At 61.6% G+C, this 25,396-nt stretch carries 27 protein-coding genes; 14 read left to right on the top strand and 13 right to left on the bottom strand.

Going from position 1 to position 25,396, the window contains the following annotated elements; all coding sequences use genetic code 11:
- The first annotated feature begins 276 nt into the window (after positions 1–276).
- Both AC1DXO_RS05385 and ubiB read left to right on the top strand, forming a co-directional pair.
- Positions 277–1,065, top strand: a complete 789-nt coding sequence (locus AC1DXO_RS05385; RefSeq protein ID WP_476977069.1) for a class I SAM-dependent methyltransferase — start codon at positions 277–279, stop codon at positions 1,063–1,065.
- 6 nt (positions 1,066–1,071) lie between these two features.
- Complete coding sequence (gene ubiB, locus AC1DXO_RS05380) at positions 1,072–2,586, top strand: 2-polyprenylphenol 6-hydroxylase (RefSeq protein WP_476977068.1); 1,515 nt, start codon at positions 1,072–1,074, stop codon at positions 2,584–2,586.
- A 347-nt stretch (positions 2,587–2,933) separates the two neighbouring features.
- On the opposite strand, the gene AC1DXO_RS05375 is transcribed toward ubiB, so the two are convergent.
- Together AC1DXO_RS05375 and AC1DXO_RS05370 are read right to left on the bottom strand one after the other, a co-directional pair.
- Complete coding sequence (locus AC1DXO_RS05375) at positions 2,934–3,419, bottom strand: hypothetical protein (protein WP_476977067.1); 486 nt, start codon at positions 3,417–3,419, stop codon at positions 2,934–2,936.
- A gap of 94 nt (positions 3,420–3,513) precedes the next feature.
- Entirely contained in the window at positions 3,514–4,038 is a 525-nt protein-coding gene (locus AC1DXO_RS05370) for a hypothetical protein (protein WP_476977066.1), read from the bottom strand.
- A gap of 206 nt (positions 4,039–4,244) precedes the next feature.
- On the opposite strand from AC1DXO_RS05370, the gene coaBC reads away from it, so the two are divergent.
- From coaBC to AC1DXO_RS05350, 4 genes are all read left to right on the top strand, one after another.
- Positions 4,245–5,432 carry a bifunctional phosphopantothenoylcysteine decarboxylase/phosphopantothenate--cysteine ligase CoaBC gene (gene coaBC / locus AC1DXO_RS05365; protein WP_476977065.1) on the top strand — a complete coding sequence of 396 codons (1,188 nt, stop codon included), beginning with the start codon at positions 4,245–4,247 and terminating at the stop codon, positions 5,430–5,432.
- A gap of 64 nt (positions 5,433–5,496) precedes the next feature.
- Complete coding sequence (dut, locus tag AC1DXO_RS05360) at positions 5,497–5,982, top strand: dUTP diphosphatase (RefSeq protein ID WP_476977064.1); 486 nt, start codon at positions 5,497–5,499, stop codon at positions 5,980–5,982.
- A gap of 209 nt (positions 5,983–6,191) precedes the next feature.
- Entirely contained in the window at positions 6,192–6,566 is a 375-nt protein-coding gene (locus tag AC1DXO_RS05355; protein WP_476977063.1) for a hypothetical protein, read from the top strand.
- 136 nt (positions 6,567–6,702) lie between these two features.
- Positions 6,703–7,041 carry a hypothetical protein gene (locus AC1DXO_RS05350; protein ID WP_476977062.1) on the top strand — a complete coding sequence of 113 codons (339 nt, stop codon included), beginning with the start codon at positions 6,703–6,705 and terminating at the stop codon, positions 7,039–7,041.
- Positions 7,042–7,421: 380 nt separating this feature from the next.
- Here AC1DXO_RS05350 and dapB read toward each other — a convergent pair whose 3' ends face one another.
- From dapB to dnaK, 5 genes are all read right to left on the bottom strand, one after another.
- On the bottom strand, positions 7,422–8,180 hold the full coding sequence (dapB, locus tag AC1DXO_RS05345) for a 4-hydroxy-tetrahydrodipicolinate reductase (protein WP_476977061.1): 759 nt from the start codon (positions 8,178–8,180) through the stop codon (positions 7,422–7,424).
- A 142-nt stretch (positions 8,181–8,322) separates the two neighbouring features.
- Positions 8,323–8,937, bottom strand: coding sequence for a class I SAM-dependent methyltransferase (locus tag AC1DXO_RS05340; protein WP_476977060.1), 615 nt, complete (start codon positions 8,935–8,937; stop codon positions 8,323–8,325).
- A 3-nt stretch (positions 8,938–8,940) separates the two neighbouring features.
- Positions 8,941–9,294, bottom strand: coding sequence for a hypothetical protein (locus AC1DXO_RS05335; protein ID WP_476977059.1), 354 nt, complete (start codon positions 9,292–9,294; stop codon positions 8,941–8,943).
- Positions 9,295–10,467, bottom strand: a complete 1,173-nt coding sequence (gene dnaJ / locus AC1DXO_RS05330; RefSeq protein WP_476977058.1) for a molecular chaperone DnaJ — start codon at positions 10,465–10,467, stop codon at positions 9,295–9,297.
- 199 nt (positions 10,468–10,666) lie between these two features.
- Entirely contained in the window at positions 10,667–12,565 is a 1,899-nt protein-coding gene (gene dnaK / locus AC1DXO_RS05325; protein WP_476977057.1) for a molecular chaperone DnaK, read from the bottom strand.
- Between the two features lie 415 nt (positions 12,566–12,980).
- Between dnaK and AC1DXO_RS05320 the strand changes: the two genes are divergently transcribed.
- On the top strand, positions 12,981–13,922 hold the full coding sequence (locus tag AC1DXO_RS05320) for a dienelactone hydrolase family protein (protein ID WP_476977056.1): 942 nt from the start codon (positions 12,981–12,983) through the stop codon (positions 13,920–13,922).
- Positions 13,923–14,021: 99 nt separating this feature from the next.
- Positions 14,022–16,031 carry a tetratricopeptide repeat protein gene (locus tag AC1DXO_RS05315; RefSeq protein ID WP_476977055.1) on the top strand — a complete coding sequence of 670 codons (2,010 nt, stop codon included), beginning with the start codon at positions 14,022–14,024 and terminating at the stop codon, positions 16,029–16,031.
- A 26-nt stretch (positions 16,032–16,057) separates the two neighbouring features.
- Here AC1DXO_RS05315 and AC1DXO_RS05310 read toward each other — a convergent pair whose 3' ends face one another.
- The 3 genes from AC1DXO_RS05310 to hrcA form a co-directional block, all read right to left on the bottom strand.
- On the bottom strand, positions 16,058–17,428 hold the full coding sequence (locus AC1DXO_RS05310) for a M28 family metallopeptidase (RefSeq protein ID WP_476977054.1): 1,371 nt from the start codon (positions 17,426–17,428) through the stop codon (positions 16,058–16,060).
- Positions 17,429–17,639: 211 nt separating this feature from the next.
- Positions 17,640–18,251 carry a nucleotide exchange factor GrpE gene (gene grpE, locus AC1DXO_RS05305; RefSeq protein ID WP_476977053.1) on the bottom strand — a complete coding sequence of 204 codons (612 nt, stop codon included), beginning with the start codon at positions 18,249–18,251 and terminating at the stop codon, positions 17,640–17,642.
- 32 nt (positions 18,252–18,283) lie between these two features.
- Positions 18,284–19,378: a heat-inducible transcriptional repressor HrcA gene (hrcA, locus tag AC1DXO_RS05300; protein WP_476977052.1), complete on the bottom strand. Its 1,095-nt coding sequence runs from the start codon at positions 19,376–19,378 to the stop codon at positions 18,284–18,286.
- Positions 19,379–19,476: 98 nt separating this feature from the next.
- On the opposite strand from hrcA, the gene AC1DXO_RS05295 reads away from it, so the two are divergent.
- The 4 genes from AC1DXO_RS05295 to rph all read left to right on the top strand — a co-directional run bounded on the left by AC1DXO_RS05295 (position 19,477) and on the right by rph (position 21,318).
- Positions 19,477–19,773 carry a hypothetical protein gene (locus tag AC1DXO_RS05295; protein WP_476977051.1) on the top strand — a complete coding sequence of 99 codons (297 nt, stop codon included), beginning with the start codon at positions 19,477–19,479 and terminating at the stop codon, positions 19,771–19,773.
- Complete coding sequence (locus AC1DXO_RS05290) at positions 19,763–20,089, top strand: hypothetical protein (protein ID WP_476977050.1); 327 nt, start codon at positions 19,763–19,765, stop codon at positions 20,087–20,089. The genes AC1DXO_RS05295 and AC1DXO_RS05290 overlap by 11 nt, the downstream gene beginning before the upstream one ends.
- A gap of 18 nt (positions 20,090–20,107) precedes the next feature.
- Complete coding sequence (locus tag AC1DXO_RS05285) at positions 20,108–20,503, top strand: hypothetical protein (RefSeq protein WP_476977049.1); 396 nt, start codon at positions 20,108–20,110, stop codon at positions 20,501–20,503.
- Between the two features lie 62 nt (positions 20,504–20,565).
- On the top strand, positions 20,566–21,318 hold the full coding sequence (gene rph, locus AC1DXO_RS05280) for a ribonuclease PH (protein ID WP_476977048.1): 753 nt from the start codon (positions 20,566–20,568) through the stop codon (positions 21,316–21,318).
- Positions 21,319–21,480: 162 nt separating this feature from the next.
- Here rph and AC1DXO_RS05275 read toward each other — a convergent pair whose 3' ends face one another.
- Both AC1DXO_RS05275 and AC1DXO_RS05270 read right to left on the bottom strand, forming a co-directional pair.
- The gene (locus AC1DXO_RS05275; protein WP_476977047.1) at positions 21,481–21,699 is read right to left on the bottom strand and encodes a helix-turn-helix domain-containing protein; all 219 of its coding nucleotides are present in this window, start codon (positions 21,697–21,699) and stop codon (positions 21,481–21,483) included.
- Positions 21,696–22,214, bottom strand: a complete 519-nt coding sequence (locus tag AC1DXO_RS05270) for a DUF2975 domain-containing protein (protein WP_476977046.1) — start codon at positions 22,212–22,214, stop codon at positions 21,696–21,698. The genes AC1DXO_RS05275 and AC1DXO_RS05270 overlap by 4 nt, the downstream gene beginning before the upstream one ends.
- A 95-nt stretch (positions 22,215–22,309) precedes the next feature.
- Here AC1DXO_RS05270 and rdgB point away from each other — a divergent pair, with 95 nt between their 5' ends.
- Together rdgB and hemW are read left to right on the top strand one after the other, a co-directional pair.
- Positions 22,310–22,924, top strand: a complete 615-nt coding sequence (gene rdgB / locus AC1DXO_RS05265) for an RdgB/HAM1 family non-canonical purine NTP pyrophosphatase (protein ID WP_476977045.1) — start codon at positions 22,310–22,312, stop codon at positions 22,922–22,924.
- Complete coding sequence (gene hemW, locus AC1DXO_RS05260; RefSeq protein WP_476977044.1) at positions 22,921–24,051, top strand: radical SAM family heme chaperone HemW; 1,131 nt, start codon at positions 22,921–22,923, stop codon at positions 24,049–24,051. Before rdgB ends, hemW begins: the two co-directional genes overlap by 4 nt.
- Here the strand turns inward: hemW and AC1DXO_RS05255 are convergent.
- A complete protein-coding gene (locus tag AC1DXO_RS05255; RefSeq protein WP_476977043.1) occupies positions 24,040–25,197 on the bottom strand; it encodes a M20 aminoacylase family protein in 1,158 nt (385 codons plus the stop codon). The genes hemW and AC1DXO_RS05255 overlap by 12 nt on opposite strands.
- Positions 25,198–25,396: the final 199 nt, after the last annotated feature.

The raw sequence follows: 25,396 nt of genomic DNA, 5'->3' as shown, positions 1-25,396 counted from the left end.
GCAAAGTGCGCTAAGCTTTTTGCGCCCGAAGGGCAATCGATCGTGAAGCCGTATCAACGCGCAAAGGCGCTTCGCGCCGTAGAATAGTCACATCTGAAAGTTCGTGCTTTTCTATTTTTCGTGTTTTTCGTGCCGAAAAAATTCCACTGTCGATGACGTAAAACTCTGATCGGCACCGTCACCCAACTCCCCCGCGACGATATGTCCCCGGACGCAACAACCCCTTTACTGTTTTTTGTTTCGCCAAATTAAGACGTTCGGTCTAAAACCGTTCGCATGAGCGAAACTGCCACATCTCCCTTCGGTTTCAAGGACGTCGACGCCCGCGAAAAGGTCTCGCTGGTCCACGGTGTCTTCAAGAACGTCGCCTCTAGCTACGACCTGATGAACGACGTCATGTCCGGCGGCATCCACCACCTGTGGAAGGACGCCGCCTGTGCCCGCCTCAACCCCCAGCCGGGCGAAATCATTCTCGACGTGGCCGGCGGCACCGGCGACATCGCCCGCCGCCTGGCCAAGCTGGCCCGCGCCGCCAAGACCCGCCGCCTCGCCCGCGGCAATGCGGCCCGCGACGCCGATATCCGCATCATCGACTATAACGAAGCCATGATCATGGCCGGACGCGAAAAGTCTGAACGCCTCAAGCTGCACGAACCGGAAATCTCGTGGTCGGTCGGCGACGCCATGAACCTGGCCCTGCCTGACGCCTCAGTCGACGCCTATATCATCAGCTTCGGCATCCGCAACGTGTCCAACGTCCAGGGCGCGCTCGACGAAGCCCACCGGGTGCTGAAGCCCGGCGGCCGCTTCTTCTGTCTCGAATTCTCACACCCGACCTCGTCGGTGATTTCGAAGATCTACGAGGCCTACAGCTTCAAGGTCATCCCGGCCATGGGCCAGTTGGTCGCCCATGACCGCGACTCGTATCAATACCTGGTCGAGAGCATCAAGCGCTTCCCCGACCAGGAAACCCTGAAGGGGATGATGCGCAGGTCGGGCTTTATCCGTGTCAGCCACAGCAACTTCTCGGGCGGCGTGGTCGCCCTGCACGAAGGCTGGAAGTAAAAGCCGGTGGCCAATTGGGATTCATGGGGGCGGTTGGTTCGCACAGGCTGGGTCCTGCTGCGCCACGACGCCCTGTTGCCAAAGGAGACCGCCTACCTTCTGCCGCCCATACCGCGTTTCGGGGCTGCCACCTTGCGCACCCTGTTCTCCCGGAAATCCACCCTGCGCGCCGGTGAGCGTTACGCCCTGGCGTTCCAGCAGCTGGGGCCCGCCTTCATCAAGCTGGGTCAGATCCTGTCGACGCGCGGCGATATCTTCGGCGAAACCTTTATCCTCGACCTGGCGCACCTGAAGGACCGTTTGTCGCCCTTCCCCAAGGCCGTGGCCGAAGCGACCATACGCGAATCCCTGGGGGCGCCCCTCGACGCCATCTTCTCCGAATTCGGCGATGCCATCGGTTCGGCCAGTATTGCCCAGGCCCACGCCGCCGTCTTGAAGGACGGCCGCAAGGTGGCGGTCAAGGTCCTGCGCCCGCATATCGAACAGATCGTCGCCGCCGACATCGCCATGCTGACCCTGGGCGCCGACATGGTCGCCTTCTTCTTCCCGTCGACCAAACGCCTGGAGCCTCAGGCCTTTGTCGCCACCGTCGCTACATCGCTGTTGCTCGAGCTGGACCTGCGCCTGGAGGCCTCGGCCGCCGACGAAATCGGCAAGATCATCAATGACGAACCGTGGATGCGGGCGCCGAAGATCGTCTGGCATCACGTATCACGCCGCGTCATGGTGATGGAATGGGCCGACGGCGTGCCGCTCAGCGATCCCGAGACCCTGAACCTGCCGGGCCTCGACCACAAGGAGCTGGCCGACAACCTGATCCGTGCCTTTCTGTCCCAGGCGCTGGACCACGGCGTCTTCCACGCCGACCTGCATGAAGGCAACCTGTTCGTCCAGGCGCCAGCCAGGCTGATCGCCATCGATTTCGGTATCATCGGCCGCCTGCGCCCGAAAGAGCGACGCTACCTCGCCGAAATGCTGTGGGGCTTCCTGCGCCGCGATTACAAGCGCGTCGCCGAGGTCCATTTCGAAGCCGGCTACGTCCCCGCCCACCAGAATGTCGACAGCTTCGCCCAGGCCCTGCGCGCCGTCGGTGAGCCCGTCCTGGGTCGCCAGGCAACGGAGGTCTCGATGGGCCGGCTGCTGTCGCAGCTGTTCGAGATCACCGCCCAGTTCGACATGCATCTGCGCCCGGAACTGGTCCTGCTGCAAAAGACCATGGTCAGTGTCGAGGGCGTCGCCCGCCGCATCTACCCTGAGCACAATCTGTGGGAGGCCGCCCGTCCGGTCGTTCGCGCCTGGATCTCGCGCGAATTGTCGCCGGTGGTCGAGGCCCGCCGTCTGTTCGAGCGGCTGGTTCACAAGCTGCGGCTCGATGACGACGAACCGGGAACGCCCGGCCGGGTCAATCTGGAGCTCGAAACCCTGAAGATCGTGGCGCAGCAGGGTCGCACCTTCGGCCTGATCGCCCTGGTCGTCTCGGCCATTTCCCTGGCCGTGCTGATCTGGATAGCGGTACGCTGAGCCTCAGCTCATGGCCGGCCAGGTCACAAGCGGCATACGCCGCGCCAGTTCCTGCAAGACCATAGCGAATGGCGCGCGAATCTGCTGGCGCTCCTCCACCTGACAAAGAGCATGCGCTGTTTATCCGTGTGCCGCGCGGCGGCATCCGTGCCTTATCCGTGGCCAAACCTTTTCTTGCTGCCGGTACAGTCCACAATCGTCTGTGCGTACGGACACATCATTTTTAAGAATTTGGCCACGGATAAGCACGGATGATACGCACGCGCATCTACACGGATTGCCAATGACGACCTAAAACGTCGTTGGAAGTTTGATCGGAAAGCTGCGTGCCGCGAGGCGCAAGTATATTAATCCCCGCCCCTTTTCTCTACAATCTCCGCCAGCATACGCTCGGCGACCTGGCGGTTAACCTGTTCCGGCAACTCCAGCCAGCGCTCGCCGACGCGCATCTCAACCCGGCTGCGCCCCCCGTCATCGACGATCTTGGCGCGAATCCGCACCTCGCCGATATCGCTGTACCGCCAAACGTGCCGCACCGAACCGACGCAATTGCGCTGCCGCTGCACCACCACCTCGTCATCTAGCCGCCAGGTCTCGCTGTGCCCGAAGACAGCATAGCCCATCGCCCACAACGCCAGCAAAACACCCGGCCACAGGAAGAAATAAACGAAAAAATCGCGCAGTTGGAAAAATGCGAAGGCGAAGCACAGCAGGCCCGCGCCCACGGCGAACAGCGCGCAACGCTCAAGCGCGCCTATCCTGGCCTCATAGCGGACGACAGTGTTGCGACCTTGCCGGTACCCATCTTGTGACGTCTTGAAAAAGCGTAACATAATCTGCCTTGATACTCGCCTTCCCCGGCTATGCGAAAATGGCTGAAGGACAGTCAATGGGCAATACGAAAAGCGCAACACACGTGCATCAGCGTTAATCTTCGCCTTTCGGATCACGTCCCAGCTTGCGTTTCGCCTCGATCTGCTTCTGCGCTTGCCAATAGGCCGCGCCGTTGTCGGGCCGGAACATGGTCCGCGGTGCGCCCTGCTTCGTCATGACCGCAAAGACATTGCCTTTCGGGTCATACATCAGCAGGTCACCATTCTTGCGCCGCAGGGTCTGGGTGCCCGGCGGCGGCGCATGGATGAAGGCATGGACCTTGGCGACCCAGTCCTCATACGACCGCGCGCCGAATTCCGGCCCGTGCTTGCCGAAGTGGTACTGGGCGTTTTCAAGCGCCGAATATTGCCGGTTCTTCGACCATAGCGGCCAGTCGCCATAGCGCGTATCGGTGATAACCGCCTGCGCTTTGCCGGGACGCGCGGCCGCGACCGAAGATTGCGCAGGGGTTTGGGGGCCTGTCTGGGTCCGGGCCTCAGCCTGAACCGGACGATCGATAACGGCGGCCGAGGTATCCGCCTCGGTTGCCACAGGTCCGGTACCGTCACCGTCCGTCATGACAGCCGACGGAGGCTGCCCGCAGGCCACCAATACAAGGGTCAGACACAGTGCCCGGCAACCTATAAGGAACCTGTTCAGCCCCGCCATGCTCTCGATCCCTCCGGTGTCTTGCAACCTTGCTTCCCGATCCTCACCTATGGCACAAGGCCTGGCACCTGAGAAGGCCGGCGCCTGATCAGGCGCCAGTACGACGGAGAGACAGATTGACCGAACAGCGCGTTCTCCTGATCATCGGCGGCGGCATAGCGGCCTACAAGTCGCTGGAGCTTATCCGGCTGCTGAAAAAGTCCGCCATCGCCGTTCGCGTGGTCATGACAAAGGCCGCTGGACAGTTCATCACGCCCCTGACCGCCGCCGCCCTGTCCGGTGACAAGGTTTATCAGGATCTGTTCGACCTGACCGATGAGACCGAGATGGGCCATATCTCGCTATCGCGCCAGGCCGACCTGGTCGTCGTCGCGCCGGCCACCGCCAACCTGATGGCCGGCCTGGCGACAGGTATGGCCTCCGACCTCGCCTCGACCCTGCTCCTGGCCACAGACAAGCCCGTCCTGATGGCACCGGCGATGAATGTCCGCATGTGGCACCACCCGGCGACCCAGCGCAATCTCACGACCTTAAAGGCCGACGGCGTACATTTCGTCGGCCCCGAAGAGGGCGATATGGCGTGTGGCGAATACGGCTTGGGCCGGATGAGCGAGCCTGCGGATATTCTGACGGCCATCCTGGGCCATCTCACCCCCAGCACGCGTCTGTCAGGCAAAAAGATCGTCCTGACCGCCGGCCCCACATTCGAACCGCTCGATCCGGTGCGCGGACTGACCAACCGAAGTTCCGGCCTGCAGGGCTACGCCATCGCCGAACGGTTGGCGCGCGAAGGCGCCGACGTGACCCTGATTTCGGGTCCGGTCGCCCTGGCGACGCCGCCGGGCGTCACCCGCGTCGATGTCGAGACCGCGCAGCAGATGTTCGATGCGGCCCACGCCGCCTTGCCGTGCGACGTCTTTGTTGCGGTGGCCGCCGTCGCCGACTGGCGCCCGAAGACCCCGGCTGCCGAAAAACAGAAGAAGACCGCTGAGCCCGAACTCAGCGTTACCTTTGTCAAAAATCCGGACATTCTGGAAGCCGTATCGAAGCATCTCTACATGCGGCCGCGTCTGGTTATCGGGTTTGCCGCGGAAACCAGCGACCTGGAAGCCTATGCCCGCGCCAAGCTGGCCTCCAAGGGTTGCGACGCCATCCTGGCCAATGACGTATCGAACGGCGTCTTCGGCTCTCCTCGCAACCAGGCGTCCCTCGTCGATCTTGACGGCTTTACACCGATCGCCGGCGACACCAAGGCCGATATCGCCGACTTCCTGGCCGGTTATATCCACAGGCGTCTGGCCTGACGCTCTGGGGCGCCGCGTGGAATCGTGCGATTAAGATCGTATTAACGATTTCCGAGGCCCGCCCATGAACGCTCACGTTCTCACCGAACCTTCCCATGACGTCACCGCGCACGTCCAGCAGCTGCCGCACGCCGTCGGTCTGGCCCTGCCGGCCTATGAAACCGAAGGCTCGGCCGGCCTCGACCTGCGCGCTGCCATCCCCGAGGGCGAAACCCTGACCCTCAAGCCACTGGGTCGCGCGCTTGTGCCGACCGGCCTGAAGATCGCCGTACCCCAGGGCTATGAAGTCCAGGTCCGTCCGCGCTCCGGCCTGGCACTGAAATTCGGCATCACCTGCCTGAATTCGCCGGGCACGATCGACAGCGACTATCGCGGCGAGGTCGGGGTCATCCTGGTCAATCTCGGCGCCGAGGATTTCATCATCAATCGCGGCGATCGTATCGCCCAGATGATCGTTGCCCAGCACGCCCGCATTGTCTGGGACGTCCAGGAGGCCCTTGGCGCCACCTCACGTGGCGAAGGCGGTTTCGGCTCGACCGGACGCGGATAATATTCCCCTGCTGCGCGAATCCTACTCGCGTAGCAACACACAACTGTGATCACATAACCACATTATGTCACTTTGCTGTGCCCGCGAAGCACCGCAGCCTTATATGGCGCGTATCCGTATCGAATCTTGATGCACGGGCCTGCCAAACTCTGCCAGCGAGACTGCCAGGACGCATGCTGAACCGGGCAGCGACAGAAGGGCTTTGGACTATGAGTGACAATCTAGGCGGCGACGCGGTACAGTTTGCTTTTGCCATGTGGGATTCGACCCAGGCGGCTCTGGTCGGCCTGAATCCGGTCCCGGTTCTGGTCACCAGCCTGTTCATCGGCATGATCCAGTCGCAGCGCGGATTCTACAGTCTCAAGGCCCTGATCGCCGTCATTCCGGCCGTTTTTGTCGCGGCTGCCTGGCCTTTGGCGTCGGGTTACAAGCCGATCTGGCCGGACCTGACACAGCCTGAAACCGAGATTCAACTGGTCGTCCTGGTTTTGATTGCCTGGGTGGTCATCCGCCTGCTGCACATGATCAAAAGCACCATGTCGCTGGTGTCGCGCCAGCCCCAGCCCAAGCCCAACGGGCATTGATCCCACTACCCCACCAAAAACGTATCGCTTCTTTACGCTTGACAGCCGCCTTTTTGCCGTCTTCTCTCGCGAGATTGGTTAACGGCGCGTACCCCATTGCCATGAGTTTCGAATCAACCAGACAAGGGATAAGCTTATGAATGATATATGGAATTTTCTACTTGCACTGGGTGACGGGCTAAAGGATGCCTACAACTCGGTTAACCCGGTTCCGGTGCTGATCGTCGGCATTCTGATCGGCTTCTTCCAACCCAAGCCCGATCGCTACCTGCTTAAGGCGGCGGTTGCCGTCGTTCTGGCGATCGGTATTCGCATTTTCTGGCCGGCCCTGATCGGCCGCACCATGGACATGCCCGACGTTCGCCACCTGTCTTCCATCGTCCAGGTCTTTATCCTGTTCATCATCGCCTACGGCGCTGTCGGACTGCTTGGCACACTGAAATCCGCCATGAAGTTCGAAAGCAAAAAAGCCTGACGAACAGCCATCCGGTTTAACAAATCCGGGCTTCTCTCGAAGTCCGGATTTTTTATGCCTTCGACCCGCAGTTGCCAGTCGTTCATGACGGCGTTGCCGACGGCTTAATATTTTGAAATTACAGCAATTTTCAACGCGGAAAGCGCAGAAAAGACGGAAAGACACAGAAATTTCGGGTGCTGCTTCTGCCGCGCGAAGCGCCTTCCTGCCGCGTGAATTGCCAACGGTTCGGATGACAGCCCTTCGGGCGCAGTCTGTCCGCCGGCTCCCCTTTTTCCGCGGCCATCCGACTTTTCCGCGCTTTCTGCGTTGAAAGTTACTGTAGGATCAAGACGTTCCGCAAAATTGTAGCCAAGCTCACGCGAGAACCTAAATCCGGTTTACATCCCCAGCACGTCCTGCATATCGTAGAATCCCGCCTTTTGCTTGCGGCCCCACAGTGCAGCCTGCACGGCGCCGCGTGCGAACAAGGTCCGGTCGCGCGCCGAATGCGACAGGGTCAGGATCTCGTCTTCCGACGCCAGAATGGCCGAATGCTCGCCCACAATACCGCCGCCGCGAATCACCGAAAAACCGATTTCGCCCGGCGTACGCGCGCCCGTGATGCCGTCGCGTGCCGCCACCTTGACCTTGTCGAGCTTGACATTACGGCCATAGGCCGCGGCTTCGCCCAGCATCAGGGCCGTGCCCGACGGTGCGTCGACCTTGCGGCGGTGATGCGCCTCGACGATCTCGATATCCCAGTCTTCGGCCGCCAGACGGGCGCTGGCCTGCTTCAACAGTCCCATCAGCAGATTGACGCCCAGCGAGAAATTGCCCGACTGGACGATGACGACCTCGTCGGCGAACATGATCAGGCGATCACGCTGCTCGGACGTGAAGCCGGTCGAACCGATGATGTGGACCATGGGGCGCGGCCGGCTCAGCCCTTCGCCGGCGCAGGCTTCCAGGAGGGCCAGCGAAGCTTCCGGCGTCGAAAAGTCGATCACTGCATCGGCGCGCGTCAGGTCGATCATGTCGCCATGCTCGTAGCGGGCAGTGACCGTGTGTTTGCCTTCGTCCAGCACCTTAGCCACGGCCTGGCCCATGCGGCCCTTGTAACCGTTGATGGCGAAGCGGGTGGTTGGTGCGGCAGCCATGGGAAACCTTGTCGTAAGAATGCACGGACCTCGTGTCCGCCGACTATTCCGATATGGCCTTGCAGGCGTGCGGTCAAAGCATAAATGCTGTTTTCATGCGGCGCTGTCGCGTTATCGGGTCCAGGGGGCTTGCCCCCTGGCCTTAGCCCTTCTGAAAGGCGTAAACGGCACTGGGCCTGAGATCCGCCTTTGCGCGTCCGAAATCCGGCACGACATATTCGGCCAATGGTTTCAGATTATGGCGCGGCAGCCATTGACGGCCCGGATCGCCGACCAGCACGTCTATCCCGTCGGTTACGCATCCCTGCAAATAGGGCGTCATGACATCCGCCACGGCCTTGTCATAAAATACGTCGCCGGCCAAAATCAGATCGACATCTGCCCGACCCGCCGCGACAAGGCTCACCGCCACAGCATTGACCTGCGCGTTCAGCTGCGTCGCCACCAGGGCATGCGGATCGTTGTCGGTCGCCAGAACCTCGTCCGCGCCCGCCAGCGCCGCGGCTATGGCGACAATGCCCGAGCCACAGCCCAGATCCAGTACCCGCCGCCCGGCAATGATTTCGCGATGTTCCAGGATATACCGCGCCAGCACGGTTCCGCCGGCCCAGCCATAGGCCCAGTAGGGTGGCGGACCGTCCTCCGACAGGCGACTCAGACCGCTGCCGGCGTGGCCCTGGTAGAGCTGGATTTCAGGAATACCCGGTGCTGTGCCCAGACGCAGGTTGCGGCGTATAAAGCCGTCGATGTCCAACATGAATCAGCCGGCCCTGGCGCCGTCCGGCACCGGTGCTTCAGGTGACGCCAGCACCGGCAAAATGCCATCGCTGTAGCCGATGTCGAACAACATACCTTCCGACAGCATCCCGGCCATCTTGCGCGGCTTGAGATTGACGACAAACAAGGCCTGCTTCCCGACCAATAGCTGCGGGTCGGGCCGTTCCTGCTTCATGCCGGATAAAATCGTGCGGTCGTGGTCGCCAAACGACACGGTCAGGGCCAGCAGCTTGTCCGAGCCCGGCACGTCGCCAACGCTTCGGATCGTCCCGACCCGGATATCGACCTGGTCGAGCACCGAAATATCAATCTGGGGCTTGAGGGCCGTCGGCGTCACCTATTGGGCCGCCGCGCCGGTGATGTCTTCCCAGAAGCGCTTGGCCTTGTGCATGAAGCCCTGGCTCTGGCTGTAGGACTGCGCTTCGGACAGGCTGGCGAATTCCTTCATCAGCTCCTTCTGGCGCGCCGTCAAATGCCGCGGCGTCTCGACGAACAGCTCGACGATCAGGTCGCCCTTCTGCCGCGAATTGAGCCCCGGCATGCCACGGCCCTTCAGCTTGACCTTGTGGTTGGTCTGGGCGCCTTCGGGGATGGTGACCTCCAGCTTGCACTGGCCGTCGCAATTGGCCCCGCCCATCAGGCAAGGCACTTCCAGGGCGCCGCCCAGGATCGCCGTTGTCATCGGCACGGGGATCGAACAATGCAGGTCCAGCCCGTCGCGTTCGAAAATATCGTGTTCGGCCACGCTGAGGAAAATATACAGGTCGCCCTTCGGTCCGCCCTTGGCGCCCGCCTGGCCTTCGCCGCGATGCAGGATACGCGCACCGTCATCGACGCCGGCCGGGATATTGACCTTCAGGGTCTTGTTCTGCCGCACCTGGCCGTGTCCGCGACAATCGGCACAGGCTTCCTTGATGACGCTGCCCTGGCCGTTACAGGCCGGGCAGCTGCGTTCGACGGCAAAGAAGCCGTTGGAGGTACGCACACGCCCCTGGCCGCCGCAGGTCATGCAGGTCGAGGGCTTTGTGCCCGCCTTGGCGCCCGAACCGCGACAGGTTTCGCAGGTCATGGTGGTCGGAACGACGATCTCGACCTCGGCGCCCTGATAAGCCTGTTCCAGGCTGATTTCGTAGTCGAAGCGGACATCCGACCCGCGCTGCGGCCCCGAGGGGCGGCGCTGCTGGCCGAAGATGTCGCCGAACATTTCCGAGAAGATATCTTCGACATTGGAGAAGCCCTGCGAGCCGCCGGCAAAACCGTTGAAGCCGCCGCCAGCCGATTGGCCGTTCATGCCGGCGTGGCCGAAGCGATCATAGGCGGCGCGCTTTTGCGCATCGCTCAGCACGCCATAGGCCTCATTGACCTCCTTGAAACGCGCTTCGGCGCCGTCATCACCGTGATTACGGTCGGGATGGTGCTCCATCGCCTTCTTGCGAAAAGCCGCTTTCAGGGCCGCGTCATCGACGGTCCGCTCAACTTCCAGCACTTCGTAGTAGCAACGCTTGCTCATGACCTATGCCCCGACATCAGCCGTTACCTTACGCGACATAGATTTCGCGCCGGTTACCGGCCTTGCGGCCCTATCCATACATATATGATATAGTTTGTGATGCAGCGGCGGCAAGGAGTCAAACCCTGCCGCCCTTCTTGCATCCTTCGAGAGCGCCCACCTTACCTCAATACGGGAATCAGGGGCGCTCATGAGGCCCTCAGGCGCTCTTCTTGTCGTCGTCGACTTCCTCGAAATCGGCGTCGACCACACCGTCATCGGCCTGAGCCTGGGCGCTGGCGTCTTCGCCTTCCCCTTGCTGGCCGTACATGGCTTCACCCAGCTTCATCGACGCCTGGATCAGCGTGTTCGACTTGGCGCGGATGTCTTCGGCATCTTCGCCGTCCTTGGCCGTCTTGAGATCAGCCAGGGCGGTTTCGATCGCCGTCTTGTCAGCCGGCGAAACCTTGTCACCGAATTCCTTCAGCGACTTTTCGCTCGAATGGATCAGCGCGTCGGCCTGGTTGCGGGCTTCGATCAGCGCCTTGCGCTTCTCGTCTTCCGCCTTGTTGGCCTCGGCGTTCTTGATCATGTCCTCGATATCGGCATCCGACAGACCGCCATTGGCCTGGATGCGGATCGAGTGCTCCTTGTTGGTCGCCTTGTCCTTGGCATGGACATTGACGATACCGTTGGCGTCGATGTCGAAGGTGACTTCGATCTGCGGCACGCCGCGCGGCGCCGGCGGGATGCCGACCAGGTCGAACTGACCCAGCAGCTTGTTGTCGCCGGCCATCGGGCGTTCGCCCTGGAAGCAGCGGATCGTCACGGCCGACTGGTTGTCGTCGGCGGTCGAGAAGACCTGCGATTTCTTGGTCGGGATCGTGGTGTTACGTTCGATCAGCGGAGTGAACACGCCGCCCAGGGTTTCGATACCGAGCGTCAGCGGAGTCACGTCCAGCAGCAGAACGTCCTTGACGTCGCCTTGCAGAACGCCGGCCTGGATGGCGGCGCCAAGGGCCACGACTTCGTCCGGGTTCACACCCTTGTGCGGTTCGCGGCCGAAGAAGGCCTTCACGGCTTCGGCAACCTTGGGCATGCGGGTCATGCCGCCGACCAGGACGACTTCATCGATATCGGCCGCCTTCAGGCCGGCATCCTTCAGCGCCTGCTGGCAGGGCCCAATCGTCTTCTGGATCAAGTCCTCGACCAGGCTTTCCAGCTTGGCGCGGGTCAGCTTCAGGTTCAGGTGCAGCGGGCCCGAGGCATTCATCGAGATAAAAGGCAGGTTCAGGTCGTACTGGGCAACCGTCGACAGTTCCTTCTTGGCCTTTTCCGCTTCTTCCTTCAGGCGTTGCAGGGCCAGCTTATCGGAACGCAGATCGACGCCGTTTTCCTTCTTGAACTCGTCGGCCAGGTAGTCAACGACGCGCATGTCGAAGTCTTCACCGCCGAGGAAGGTGTCGCCATTGGTCGACTTCACTTCGAAGACACCGTCGCCGATTTCCAGCACCGACACGTCGAACGTGCCGCCGCCGAGGTCATAGACCGCGATCTTCTTGTTGTTATCCTTGTCGAGACCGTAGGCCAGGGCAGCGGCTGTCGGCTCGTTGATGATGCGCAGCACTTCCAGGCCGGCGATCTTGCCGGCGTCCTTGGTGGCCTGACGCTGGGCGTCGTTGAAATAGGCCGGAACCGTGATGACCGCCTGGGTAACGGTTTCACCCAGATAGGCTTCAGCGGCTTCCTTCATCTTGACCAGGATAAAGGCCGAGATCTGCTGCGGCGAATAGTCGGTGCCGTGGGCCTTGACCCACGCATCGCCATTCGGGCCCTTGGTGATGTCGAAGGGCACCATGCCCTTGTCCTTCTGGACCATCGGATCCGTATAGGTGCGGCCGATCAGGCGCTTGATGGCGAAGAAGGTGTTGCCGGGGTTGGTCACAGCCTGGCGCTTGGCCGGCTGCCCCACCAGACGTTCGCTGTCATCGACGATGGCGACGACGGACGGGGTCGTGCGCACGCCTTCGGCGTTCTCGATGACCTTGGGGGTTTTGCCGTCCATGACGGCCACGCAGGAATTGGTCGTCCCTAAATCGATACCGATGATTTTAGCCATGGGTTTTAAATCTGCTCCGTTGAGGCGAATGGTCGTTGCGGCCTTTTGGTATCAAGCACCGCGTTTGTCCATCCCCGTTAAGATGAAACTGTTTACTTTTTCAAGCCCCTCAAACTCCGTAGAGGAATATGAAGTGCCTGAAAGCTGTAGCCGATATGGGTAACCCATCTCACCCTTCAAGGGAATGGACTCATATTTTTTAAGGATATTCCGGGGTCGCCGACCCCGGCCCCGTTACTCGACAGCGCTGGCTGTACCTTTTAGGGGATTGCCTGATCCAAATGGGAGCTCGGCACAAAGTGTACAAGCCGTTCACCTTGAAGACGCCTTGCCTTCCTTTGGGAATACGCTAAAACCGCGCGTCAGGGAAAAGTTAATGCCGCCGGAAAGGCGCAACCCTGTAGAGGAGACGAGCATGGCCGACACCAACCTTCCCCTGACGCGTCCCGAAGGCTCGCAAGCCCGCGACTTCCACGTCAGCCGCCGCGGTCTGGCCGGTTTGTTTTTCGCCGGCTATGCCCTGTCGACCGGTCCGGTCAATGCCGAGAAGATTCATACCTCCGAAGAGGGACTGTTTACGAAACAGGTCTCCATTCCACCGCTCAAATCGGAAGGCGGTTACGTGATCCCGGGTTATGTCGCCATGCCGGCCAAACCCGGCAAGCACCCCGTCATCCTGGTCGTCACGGAGGTCTTCGGCGTCCACGAATATATCCGCGACGTCTGCCGCCGCTTTGCGCAGCAAGGCTATTGCGCCCTGACCATCGATTATTTCGCACGCAAGGGCGATGCCGCGGCGGCCCAGGACTTCGACACGGTCAAGGGCCTGGTCGAGGCCGCCAGCTACTCGCAGGTCATGAACGACCTCCAGGCCTCGGTCTACTGGCTGAAATCCAACCCCGACATCGGCCAGCCGCGCAAGACCTTCGGCGGCAAGGCCTTCGCCGATATGAACCATATCGGCATCACCGGCTTCTGCTGGGGTGGCGCCACGGTATGGATGGCGGCGGCCACCATGCCCGAGATCAAGGCCGGCGTGGCCTGGTACGGCCGCCTGGAACGCCCGGCAACGGATCAGTTCATGGGTAGCGAAGACCGGCCGTGGCCGATCGAAATCGCCGAACACCTGACCAAGCCGGTCCTGGGCCTCTATGCCGAAAACGACGGCAATATCCCGCTGGCCACGGTCCAGCACATGAACGACGTGCTCAGCGCCTCGCACAAGTCGCGCTCGCAGTTGGTCGTCATGCCGGGCACCCAGCACGGCTTCCACGCCGACTACCGCTCCAGCTACAATGCACAACAGGCGGAGCTGGGCTGGAAAAACTGCCTCGACTGGTTCCAGAAGTTTATCTGACCGCGGCTGTAAAATCCTACAGGATTTGTAACGAAGCAGCCCCTTGCTGCGCGCCGATCCGCGCCTTAGGCTGAACCGGCAAGTTTTGGGGCCGGGCCTGTGCGCAACATTTTCACCTGGGCTATGCCCACCATCCTTCTGCTGGCGGCCGGTCAGGTTGCCGGTGAGCCCATTCCCACGCCGGAACCCTATCGCGCCGAGCTGATCGCACCCAACAGCCGCGCCTATACCGAGGCGCAGATCAAGGCCTATAACGATAAGACCGTCAAGGATCCCGAACTGGCTCTGCTCGCCGTCGAAATGCTGATGCCGGATAGGATCGATATTGCCGATGCCCTGGCCGGGTACGGCGACCAACGGACCAGCGAACGCCGCCTGATCGAACTTCTGGCCATCGCGCCCGATAACGACAGCGCCAATTACGTGATGGCGACCAGCCTCGACCAGCAAGGCTACCACAGGCTGGCCGTGCCCTATTATCGCAGGGCGTCGGCCACCTCTCCCGACTCCTATTCGCGCCATGCAAAGGCCGGCCTCAACGCCTATTTTGCTGGCGACTGGCAGGCCTGCATCGATGGCTACAACAAATCCCAGGCCACCGGTCACCCCTACGCCATGGTCGGCGAGGATTTTCTCAAACGCGCCGAGTGCAAGGCTTTTGCCGGCCAGAACGCAGGGGGCGACTTCCATACCGCCATCGATCGTGACGGCTATATTCGCTACACCTTCGCCAACAGGATGTTCGAGGACGGTGTCTTCAAGGGTTGCAAGGGCTCGGCCGAGGGCAAGACCAAATCGGCTGCCGACCAGTTCGCCAGGGGCAAGGCCTATGAAGCCTATCGTGACGTTCATATCGCCCTGCAATGCGACCCTGATTACATCCCGGCCCATGAATTGCGCATTCGTATCGAGGATGCTGACAACAACCTGAGTGCCCACGCCGCCGCCCACAAGCATGTCCTGGCCAATCTGCGCGACGGCGGCCAGACCGACGCGCAAAAGCTCTCAAGCCTGCAACCGGCGAGCGTCGCGCAAATGATGACCGAAGCCTCCCAAACCGATATGACGCAATCGACACGCAATATTGTGCGAGTCGTCAACCTGGCCACCCGGACCTTAAGGCTCGAACCGAACAATTGGCAGGCCCGGCTTTATCGGGCGCGCGCCCTGACCAATCTCAACGCCGCACAGCTTCTGCCCATGGCCTGGGACGATGCCGCCTTTGTCGATTCCGTAGCCGAAGGACCTCTGGACATCGACCGCGCCAGCGTCCTGCATGTCCGCGGCATTCTGCTGTTCAGGGTCAAGATGTGGGACGAGGCCCTGGCGCAACTTAACCAGGCCATCGCCCTGACGCCCGCCGACATGCGCGTCTACCTCATGCGCGCCCAGGTCTACGAAGCCCAGACGCGCTATGACCTCGCCGTGAAAGACGCCGAACTTGTGCTGCAATACCAGCCGAAAAATATCGGCGCCCGTTATATCGCCTGCCGCGTCAAGCTGGCGCAGAAGGACTACGCGGGCGCCCGAGTCCACCTTCAAGCCATCTATGCTGCCGAGCCCGGCAACCGCGCTGCGCGTTCCAAGCTGATCGAACTGTCGGACCTGTTGGGCAATCGGACTGAGGCCGATAGCCTGCATCGCAACTTTATTATCGAGGACGAGGCCGGCGCACTGGCCGACCCGTACCTGAAAACCCGCGCCACGGCGGCCTTCGTCGCTGACGCCCAGGCCCAGGGCGCCAAACAGCGCGGGCAGGCCAAGGGCAAGGCTTTCCAGGATCGCTTCACTGCCTACAGGGCCCGCTACTCAGCCGCCTCGAGCCGTAACGACAACCTCGTCGCCCGCTTCGACGCCATGGGCACGACGCCGCAAAAGCGCGAGGACCTGATCGACCTGATCGACGATCTCGACGCCTTGTACAAGGAATTCGACGTCCTTCAGACCGAGGCGGAGTCCATGCTGGCGGCCGATCACAGCATGCTCTCGGCGCAACAGGAGGCGGACCTTATCCAGGGCCTGAAAGCCAATATCCAGGCGCTGGAAGAGGGCATGATCCGCATGCTGCGCATGCGTCGCTCCGCCGGAGGTGACACGCTCAAGCCGTGATGAGCCATTATCATCGGTGGTTGGTGTTACTTCGGCCGTCCACCCTCTTTCCACTGCGGTTTGAAATCGCCCTCGGCCAGCCATCGCACCGGCTCGATCAGCGACTGAATCGCTGACGTCATGAACGGCACGTCGATATGGGCGATATCGTCTGACGGATCGTGATAGGTCGGCGTCACCGCCCAGCCCGAGATAGTGTGGGCGACGATCCCTTTCAGGGCCAGGGAATAGTTGTCCGACCGTTCGAAGAAGTGCTGGTCGGGATACAGGTCGGGCGCCACGGCCGCCCCTCGCGCTCGCAGGGTTTCGCCCAGGTCCGAACGATCGAAGCCGGTCATCATAAGTTGGCCCGCCGCCATCTTCGGATCCTGCGCCCCGATCATCTCGAATTCGAGATTGGCCACGATCTCTTCCAGCGGCACAGGCGGATGCTCACCGAAATAGGTCGAACCCAGCCCGCCCAGCTCCTCCGACCCGTAGGCGACGAACAGCACACTGCGCCGAGGCTTTTCGCGGGCCGCCAGAGCGTGGGCGATTTCCAACACCGCGACCGTGCCCGAGGCATCGTCATTGGCCCCGTGCATGATCGTACCGTCCGGCTTCACCCCCAGATGGTCGAGATGGGACGTGATCAGGATAACCCCGGCCGACGGATCGCTGCCTTCCAGCCAGCCTATGGCATTGGTCGTGACATTGCGCGTAAAGGCGACCTCGCCCGGATCGAAGGTGACGGTCGCGCCGGCGGCCGCCTGTAGTGGCGCCAGCCCGCCTGCGGAAATGACCGCGACATCGGCCCCGGCCATGACCGGTGGCTTTTCCTCGAGATAGTTCTGTACGCGGGTAGCGCCGCCGATCGCTTCCCATAAGGCCTTGGTCGCCTCGCTTTCGACGAAGATCACCAGCCTGGCGCCTTTTTCCTTCGCGGCCCGCGTCCACGCCCGCGTCGAAGCCTTGCCGGGATTGGCGACAACGATAACGTCGCCCTGCGGCATATTGGCCGGGTCGTCGCCGGTGGCAATGGCCAGGAGGCCACTGTGCGCCTTGGCGTTGGCGACAAACATCGTAAAGCCGGTGCCTTCCTGCAATTCGATGGCCCCACTCGACAACCGGGCGTTTCCGCCCAGGCGCGGCTTGATAACGGTGGCTGTTTGCAGGTAGCCGGTCATGCCCGGCGCCGGCTTGACACCATAGGCCTGGAACTGGGCGGCGACATAGGAAGCCGCAATGGCCTCGTCAGGCGTAGCACTGCCGCGTCCGCGCAGGGCATCCGACGCCAGAAAAGCTTCATGCGCCGCCACCCATTCGGGTTTCACCACCCATGGGTCGGAACCGGCAAAGGCAGGCGACGCGACGGCCAGCAACGCCATGCTGGCGGCAAACGATTTGAAAAGCGACATGACCGCCCCGTAAGCTACCGAAGCGCAATCCGTTAAAGTGGATACCACTTTTCGGTTAAATTGCGCGACAAAACAAAAGTTAGAACGAAATGACGATTCTTCCTAAGTTCATTTCGTTCTACGGCGGAGACTGTTACGGATGAGACGGATCAGGTCAACAAAAAGCCCTCCGAACCGGGTCCGGAGGGCCATTACAAATTGGTAAGGAAGATTACTCCGCCTGGGTATCGATATTTTCCCCGGCTGGCTCGCCTTCGCCGTGGTCATAGCCGTTTTTCGCCGGTGCGGCCGGAGCCGCCGCCGTCTTGGCCGACACGGCGACCATGGCCGGGCGCATGACACGGCCGAACAGTTCATAACCGGCCTGCATGACCATCAGCACGCAACCGCCGTCGACATCTGTTGCCGGCTGTTCCATCACCGCCTGGTGCAGATGCGGATCAAACTTGTCGCCCCTGACCGGCGTGATCTTCTTGATGCCATTGCGTTCGAAGGCGCCGGCCAGTTCCTTTTCAGTCATGTCGATGCCGGCGACAAAGTTCTTGAACGCCGGATCGGCAACCTCGCCCGTCGATGACAGGGCACGGTTCAGCGTATCGGCGACACCGAACAGGTCCTTGGCAAAGCGCTGGATAGCAAAGGCGCGGGCGTCGTTCATTTCGCGTTCGGCGCGCCGCTTGGTGTTTTCGGCTTCGGCGGCATAGCGCAGCGCCTGTTCCTTCAACGCGGCATTTTCGTCCGACAGCTTGTCGAACGCGGCCTTCAGGCTGTCATTAACATCACCCTCGACAGCACCTTCGGGGATTTCGCTTTCGTCACTCATCATTTCGTCTCGTCAATTAGGTGGGCGCGTCTCTAGTCGAGCATGCGGCCCAGAAGTTTGGCGGTGTAGTCCACAAGTGGGATGATCCGGGCGTAATTCAACCGGGCCGGGCCGATCACGCCGATCGCACCCATGACCTTGGGTCCGCCCGTCCGGGGACTCACCATGTACGGCGCTGCAATAACAGCCGAGCCCGACAAAGAAAACAGTTTCGACTCCGATCCGATGAAAATTCGCACGCCTTGGGCGCCGCTGACGTCGTCGAGCAGGTCGATCAGCTCTTCCTTCTGTTCCAGATCCTCGAACAGCGACCGCACACGCTCAAGATCGTCGAGCTCCGACGCCTGCAAGAGATTGGCCTGGCCGCGTACGATCAGGGCGCGTTTCTCGTCGCGTCCGCCCGACCAGGCCGCTAGGCCGGCCTCGATCAGAGCGGCCGCTGCCTCGTCCAGCTTCTGCCGTTCCTGATCCAGTTCGGTCTTCAGCTCGACCCTGGCCTCGCCCAGGGTCCGCCCCTTCAGCCGGGCATTGAGATAGTTCGACGCCTCGCTCAGCACCGACGGCGTCATGCCGGCCTGCAGCGGCATCAGGCGGTTTTCGACCCGCCCATCGTCGAACACCAGGACGGCCAGGGTCTGTTCCGTCGACAGGGCGACGAATTCGACATGCTTGACCCCGGCCTCCAGCGACGGCGTGGTTACCAGCCCCGCCCCGCCGGCCAGGCCCGACAGCAGGTTGCCGGCTTCGCGCAGGGCGTGGTCGAAACTTTTGCCCCTGCCGGTGAGCCTGGCTTCGATATCGCGCTTGTCCTGCTCGCTGACGTCGCCGATTTCCAGCAAACCGTCGACAAACAGGCGCAGGCCGCGATGCGTCGGCATCCGTCCGCTCGACGTATGCGGCGCCGACAGCAGGCCCAGATGCGCCAGGTCCTGCATTGTATTGCGGATCGACGCCGGCGAAAGGTGCACGCCATTCTTCGACACGGTCCGCGAGCCCACGGGCTCGCCGGTTTCCAGATAGGTCTCTACGACATGGCGGAAAATATCGCGGGCACGGCTATCCAGCTCGCTCAGGGAAGCGCCGGAACTCATCAGGCCGTTAAGGGAATGGGGCGGATAATCAGGCATCGCGTCACCAGTCTAGCAAAGCTTGCCGGACAACGCCAAGCCTGTCTTCAAATCGCCACAAATTGGCGGTGTCCTCGTGCCATTCTGAGAGGATTATCATGCTCGACCTGGCCGCCGTTTCCCTGCTCGCCATCGCCCTGAATCGCGACACGCCCGCAACGCAAACCTATGGACCGCAACCGGCGCCCGTGCATCGTGCGGCATCGGACGAGCCGATCGGCGTTGGCGGCAAGCCTGGTGTCATTCGGCCGGCCTATGGCGTGACCGACTGGAAAAAGCACGACGATGACCATCGCGGATTCGCCTGCGCCGACGACGACTGCAAGGTGACGACCCCGGTTTACAACACCGAGAGTCCACTCGAACAGGAACAGGGGCGCCTCGGTGCCGGGTGAGTCATTTAAAAAACTCACCATCCTTGCCGTCGGCCTGATGAGCCTGATGGTTACGGCCTGCGCTGAACTGGGCCCGGAAGCCTACGACCCGGCTACCGCGCCAACTCCGGTTTTCGCCGAGGCTTCGTCGTCGCGCGGCATGTTCGATGCGCCTGACGCCATGCCGGCAAATAAGGTATTCAAGGACGGCGAAACTACCGGCTCATATGCTGGTCAGGACTATGTCTGCGGAAATCCCGACTGTACGGTCGCCATCAAGGGCTACAGCACGCCACCGCCCCACGCCGAAGACACACCGGGTGCGGGTAGGCATTAGGTGGGAAACGCACTATGGTTGTTGCTGGCCCTGCCGGCCTGGTATTTCGGCGCGGCCTCCCAGCTTGCCGGCGCGGGCATGCTGTCACTGATTCCGGCAACCGGCACGCTTTGCCTGATCATCGGCCTTGTCCTCATGATCAAACAAAAAGCCTGGGGAAGTGCCTGGTTCTTGATCCCGGTCTTCGTGAGTGAGATTTTCGTTGGTGCCGCAGGTCTGTTTCGCGGCAAATTGAACGACCCCAGCCCCGTATTGCTGTCATTTCTTGTGCTGCAATGTGTGATGCTGGGCTATCTTGTCTTTCGCCTCAAGGGCGGGCGCCTGACCGCGATTGTCCTGTCAGCTTTTTGCCTGAGCTTCGCGCTCGAAGCATGCTTTATTGCCTCAATGAGCTTTTCGGACTCGTGGTTATAGAAAAACGGTTGCCAAAGCCCTGCTTTGCTATACGGCAAATTCGAATTCTTCACGAGGTCCTCATGTCCCACTTCGACGCCCTTGCCGCGCTCAAGACCTTCCGTCCCTCCAACCGCCAGGCCGATCAGTTGCGTGCCGTGACGCTGGAAACCGGCGTGACTCGCTATGCCGAGGGCTCGTGCCTGGTCACCTTCGGCCATACGCGAGTCCTGGTGACGGCGTCCCTGGAACAGGGCGTGCCATCCTTTCTCAAGGGCAAGGGCCAGGGCTGGGTGACGGCGGAATATGGCATGTTGCCGCGTTCGACCCACACCCGCTCGCGCCGCGAAGCCGCTGCCGGCAAGCAGTCGGGCCGCACCCAGGAAATCCAGCGGCTGATCGGCCGCTCCATGCGCGCCATTATCGACCTGAAGACCCTGGGCGAACGCCAGATCACGCTCGACTGCGACGTGCTGCAGGCGGACGGTGGGACGCGTACGGCGTCGATCACCGGCGCCTGGGTGGCGCTCAGCCAGGCCTGTAACAAGCTGGTCGCCGACAAGCTGATCGAAAAATCACCGATCCTCGACCAGGTCGCCGCCATATCCTGCGGCATCTTCGAAGGCACGCCGGTTCTCGACCTCGACTATGATGAAGATTCCAACGCCGAGACCGACGCCAATTTCGTCATTACCGGTACGGGCACGGCGGTCGAGATCCAGGCCACGGGCGAGAAGCGCGGCTTTTCACGGACGGAATTCGACACCCTGTATGACTTGGCGCTGAAGGGCACGACCGAATTGTTCGCCCTGCAAAACCAGGCGCTTGGCCGCTAAACGCTCTCCGAGGTAAGCTTTTTTGCCCGAAGGGCCTTATTTCGATTTACGTGCCAGAGCGATGCACGTCGCCAGTCCGCTGACACGAATATTTTCAAGGTATCGCCGCCTGTGTCGCGAAACGATATTCGACGAGCATTAACTATTGCCCTTCGGGCGAGGTCAACTGCTATCAGCTTCGCCCAGGTCGTATTCGATCAAATCACCTGGCGTACATTGCAAGACCCTGCACAGCGCCTCCAGCGTCTTCAGCCGCAGCGCCATGGCCTTTTGGTCGCGCAGGATCTCGAGATCACGCACCGATATTCCCGTCCGATCGGACAGTTCGACGATCGACAGCCGCCGCCGCGCCAGCTGTTCCGCGAGTGTCAGGCGAATCATATGGTCAGGTCCGCTTCATGGCGCAGGCGCGCGCCTTCCTTGAACACCTCGGCCATCACAAACACCACCAATACCGCGAACCAGGTCGTCGCCGCGCGCAGCCCGTCGATTTCGAAATGGATATGCATCAGGCTCTCCGCCGCCGTGCGCAGGACATAGCCGAAAACCTCCACCCCAGCCAGGCCCGACCCGATCCAGCGCAGCCGGCTGATATTATCGGGATGGAAGACATTGGCCTCGACCAGAGTACGAAACACCTGGCGGGTCCAGCGCGCGATCAGCAGGTAACCGACAAGTTCAACGGCCAGGGCGGCGAACATCAGGGCCTGAGATCCGGCTCGCATTTCCGTGGTGATGTTCATCAGCTGCACCACCTGCCGGGAAATATTGGGGACGGTCAAAACACATGCCGCTGCCAGGACCAGGACGATAATAAAGATATGCAGGCCGTAATAGATGACGTCGAGCGCCGCCTTCAGCGAACTGGAAATCGAACTCGGCCCTAGAAAGCGCATAACCTGATCCTCACGTCTGATGCTGTTATTCGCACTTTCGCATGAAAACTCAACGCCCCTCTTTTCATTTGCGCCGTTCCGTCTAAAACCCCGCCATGAGCCTCTCCCTGATCCCCGGTCAAAAGCTGATCGCCGCCACCCACAATCCCGGCAAGGCGCGCGAGATTTCCGACCTGCTCGACGGCCGTTTCGATGTCGTGACCGCCGCCAGCCTCGACCTGCCGGAACCGCCGGAAACCGAGGTCAGCTTTATCGGCAACGCCATCCTCAAGGCCCGCCACGCCGCCATGACGGCCGGTATGACAGCCCTGGCCGACGATTCGGGCCTCAGCATCGCGGCGCTCGATGGCGATCCGGGCATCTTCAGCGCCCGCTGGGCCGGACCGGACAAGGATTTCTACCGGGCCATGGAGATCATCGAGCACAAGCTGCGTAAAGCGCGCGAAATCCTGGGTAACGCCTTCACACTGGATGCCCACTTCACCTGCGCCCTGGCTGTCGCCTGGCCGGGCGGCCACGCCACAGTCTTCGAAGGAGTCGTCCACGGCCAGATCGTGTTCCCCCGCCGCGGCGACCGTGGTTTCGGCTATGACCCGATCTTTCAGCCCGATGGCTACAACATCACCTTCGCCGAGATGGACCCGACCGCCAAACACGCCATCAGCCACCGCCACCTGGCCTTCGAACAGCTCCGGGCCGCCCTGTTTTGACCCCGGACCTGGTCAGCCTCTATGTCCACTGGCCCTATTGCGCGCGCATCTGCCCCTATTGCGATTTCAACGTCACCCGGGATCGCGGCCAGGCGAGCCAGCGCGTCCTGTTTGACGCCATTCTGACCGACCTGAAAAGTCATACGGAGATTACCGGTCCACGCCGCCTGGCCAGCATCTTTTTCGGTGGCGGCACGCCGTCATTGCTGCCGCCGGATTGGGTCGCCGAACTGATTGCCACCGCCAAAACCCTGTTTCCCTGCGACGATGTCGAAATTACGCTCGAAGCCAATCCGACCGACGCAGAAATCGCGCGCTATCGGGGTTTTCGCGATGCCGGCATCAACCGCCTGTCGTTGGGTGTGCAGTCGCTTGACGACGACGCGCTGAAATTCCTCGGCCGCAATCATTCCGCCCGCGAAGCCATTACTGGCATCGAAACGGCACAATCCGTGTTCGGACGGGTGTCGCTCGACCTGATCTATGCCCGCCCCAACCAGACCGTCGGCGACTGGCGTACCGAACTGACACAGGCCGCTGCCCTGGGTATAGAGCATATATCGCCCTATCAGCTGACCATCGAATCGATCACCCCGTTTGGCCGCGCCGTCAAACGCGGCCGCTGGTCACCGCCAGATCAGGACCTGGCCGAGGCCTTCTATTTCGAAACCCAGTCGACGCTTGAGATCCTGGGTTTCGAAGCTTACGAAATCTCCAACCATGCCCGTGGCGAGACAGCGCGCGCGATGCACAATGTCCATATTTGGCGTGGCGTCGACTATATCGGCATAGGTCCGGGTGCCCATGGTCGCCTGACGCTGGATGGCACTCGCAGCGCCACCACCGCCCTGTCCGACCTGAAAGCCTACACAGCCCGAGTCGCCGAAACGGGTAGCGGCCACGACAGCGAATCCCTCACCCTTGTCGAAGCCGAGGAAGAGGCCGTTATGCTGGGCCTGCGTATGGCCGAAGGGGTCGCGATTAAACGAATCACTCAGCTTGACCTGACCACAAAGGCCGCCCCGCTGATCGAAGACGGCTTCCTTGATCTGACCCCTACACACTTGCGCGCCACACCGAAAGGCCGAGTTGTGCTGGACCGGCTGTTGATGGAGCTACTGGCCTAGCCGTTCCCGCACCAGCGCTGTCCAATAGGCGACACCCAGCGGAATCACCTCATCGCGGAAATCATAGTTCGGACTGTGCAGCATGCAGGTGCCTTCGCCCTGCCCCTGGCCCAGCCAGATATAGCAACCGGGCCGGGCTTCCAGCATGAAGGCGAAGTCCTCGGCGGTCATCGATGGCGCCTCATGACGCAGCACCTTGTCCGCACCGACGACTTTCGCCGCCGCCGCCGCCGCGAAACCCGCCTCCTGGCGCGTATTGATGGTCGATGGAAAGGCGCGCCGGTAGCGGTATTCGATATCGACCCCCATGGCCGTACCGATCCCACGCGCAATCTCACCCATGCGCCGCTCGGCCATATCGCGCGTCTGCGGCGAAAAGGTCCGCACGGTGCCACGCAACTCGGCCGACTGTGGAATGACATTGTCGGCGCTGCCACCATGAATCTGGGTCACCGACACTACGACCGCCTCCTGGGCCGGTGCGTTGCGACTGACGATGGTCTGCAGGGCCACCACGATCTGGGCGGCTGCCACGACCGGATCGATAAACAGATGCGGCATGGCGGCATGACCGCCGTGGCCGGTAATCTCTATACGGAAGAAATCGCACGACGCCATGACCGGCCCGTCATGCACGCCGATCGTCCCGGCCGGCAACTGCGGCCAGTTGTGCAGGCCGTAGACCTCCTCGATGCCGAAGCGGTCAAACAGCCCCTCCGCGATCATCATATTGGCCCCGCCCAGCGCCTCTTCGGCCGGCTGGAAGATAAAGACCACCGTCCCGGCAAAATCCGCATCGGCCGCCAGGGCCCGCGCCGCCCCAAGCAGCATAGCCGTATGGCCGTCGTGCCCACAGGCGTGCATGCGACCCTTCACGGTCGAGGCGTGACCGAAGCGGTTCATCTCCTGCATCGGCAAAGCGTCCATGTCGGCGCGCAGCCCGATCACCCGTCCGGCGCCGCGTCGCCCGTGCAACACACCGACAACGCCGGTCTTGGCCCAGCCGGTATGGGTTTCAATTCCGAAGCCACGCAGTTTCTCTGCGACCAGGGCTGAGGTTGCGACCTCCTCGAAACCCAGTTCCGGCAACGCGTGAATCTGCCGTCGCCACTGGGCGACATCGTCCATATCGAAAGTATCGGCCATGGGTTATCCGTCGTTTCTGCGTCAAGTCTATCAGCCTTACCCTGTGGTTCAAGCACTTATGTCGATATCGCAACACTAGCTGGTCCAAATATGTCACACCCGAAATATACCACGGTTATCTTGTACCGCTTTGATTGACCTCAGCAAATGACTCTGGTTTACCCCGCCTTGCCTCAAATCGTGAGGTTATACTTTCGAG

It is taken from the genome of Asticcacaulis sp. P2_C5 (assembly GCF_056404555.1).
The sequence above is the reverse complement of the archived record's forward strand: the minus strand, read 5'-3'. Positions and strand labels throughout refer to the sequence as shown.

Coding starts and splice junctions, on each gene's coding strand:
- AC1DXO_RS05375 (WP_476977067.1), bottom strand. CDS start 3,419: ATGTTACGCTTTTTCAAGACGTCACAAGATGGGTACCGGCAAGGTCGC.
- AC1DXO_RS05270 (WP_476977046.1), bottom strand. CDS start 22,214: ATGCGCTTTCTAGGGCCGAGTTCGATTTCCAGTTCGCTGAAGGCGGCG.
- dut (WP_476977064.1), top strand. CDS start 5,497: ATGAACGCTCACGTTCTCACCGAACCTTCCCATGACGTCACCGCGCAC.
- AC1DXO_RS05275 (WP_476977047.1), bottom strand. CDS start 21,699: ATGATTCGCCTGACACTCGCGGAACAGCTGGCGCGGCGGCGGCTGTCG.
- grpE (WP_476977053.1), bottom strand. CDS start 18,251: ATGAGTGACGAAAGCGAAATCCCCGAAGGTGCTGTCGAGGGTGATGTT.
- AC1DXO_RS05370 (WP_476977066.1), bottom strand. CDS start 4,038: ATGACGGACGGTGACGGTACCGGACCTGTGGCAACCGAGGCGGATACC.
- rdgB (WP_476977045.1), top strand. CDS start 22,310: ATGAGCCTCTCCCTGATCCCCGGTCAAAAGCTGATCGCCGCCACCCAC.
- AC1DXO_RS05340 (WP_476977060.1), bottom strand. CDS start 8,937: ATGTTGGACATCGACGGCTTTATACGCCGCAACCTGCGTCTGGGCACA.
- rph (WP_476977048.1), top strand. CDS start 20,566: ATGTCCCACTTCGACGCCCTTGCCGCGCTCAAGACCTTCCGTCCCTCC.
- AC1DXO_RS05320 (WP_476977056.1), top strand. CDS start 12,981: ATGGCCGACACCAACCTTCCCCTGACGCGTCCCGAAGGCTCGCAAGCC.
- AC1DXO_RS05355 (WP_476977063.1), top strand. CDS start 6,192: ATGAGTGACAATCTAGGCGGCGACGCGGTACAGTTTGCTTTTGCCATG.
- dnaJ (WP_476977058.1), bottom strand. CDS start 10,467: ATGAGCAAGCGTTGCTACTACGAAGTGCTGGAAGTTGAGCGGACCGTC.
- AC1DXO_RS05310 (WP_476977054.1), bottom strand. CDS start 17,428: ATGTCGCTTTTCAAATCGTTTGCCGCCAGCATGGCGTTGCTGGCCGTC.
- AC1DXO_RS05295 (WP_476977051.1), top strand. CDS start 19,477: ATGCTCGACCTGGCCGCCGTTTCCCTGCTCGCCATCGCCCTGAATCGC.
- AC1DXO_RS05350 (WP_476977062.1), top strand. CDS start 6,703: ATGAATGATATATGGAATTTTCTACTTGCACTGGGTGACGGGCTAAAG.
- dapB (WP_476977061.1), bottom strand. CDS start 8,180: ATGGCTGCCGCACCAACCACCCGCTTCGCCATCAACGGTTACAAGGGC.
- AC1DXO_RS05255 (WP_476977043.1), bottom strand. CDS start 25,197: ATGGCCGATACTTTCGATATGGACGATGTCGCCCAGTGGCGACGGCAG.
- dnaK (WP_476977057.1), bottom strand. CDS start 12,565: ATGGCTAAAATCATCGGTATCGATTTAGGGACGACCAATTCCTGCGTG.
- hrcA (WP_476977052.1), bottom strand. CDS start 19,378: ATGCCTGATTATCCGCCCCATTCCCTTAACGGCCTGATGAGTTCCGGC.
- AC1DXO_RS05385 (WP_476977069.1), top strand. CDS start 277: ATGAGCGAAACTGCCACATCTCCCTTCGGTTTCAAGGACGTCGACGCC.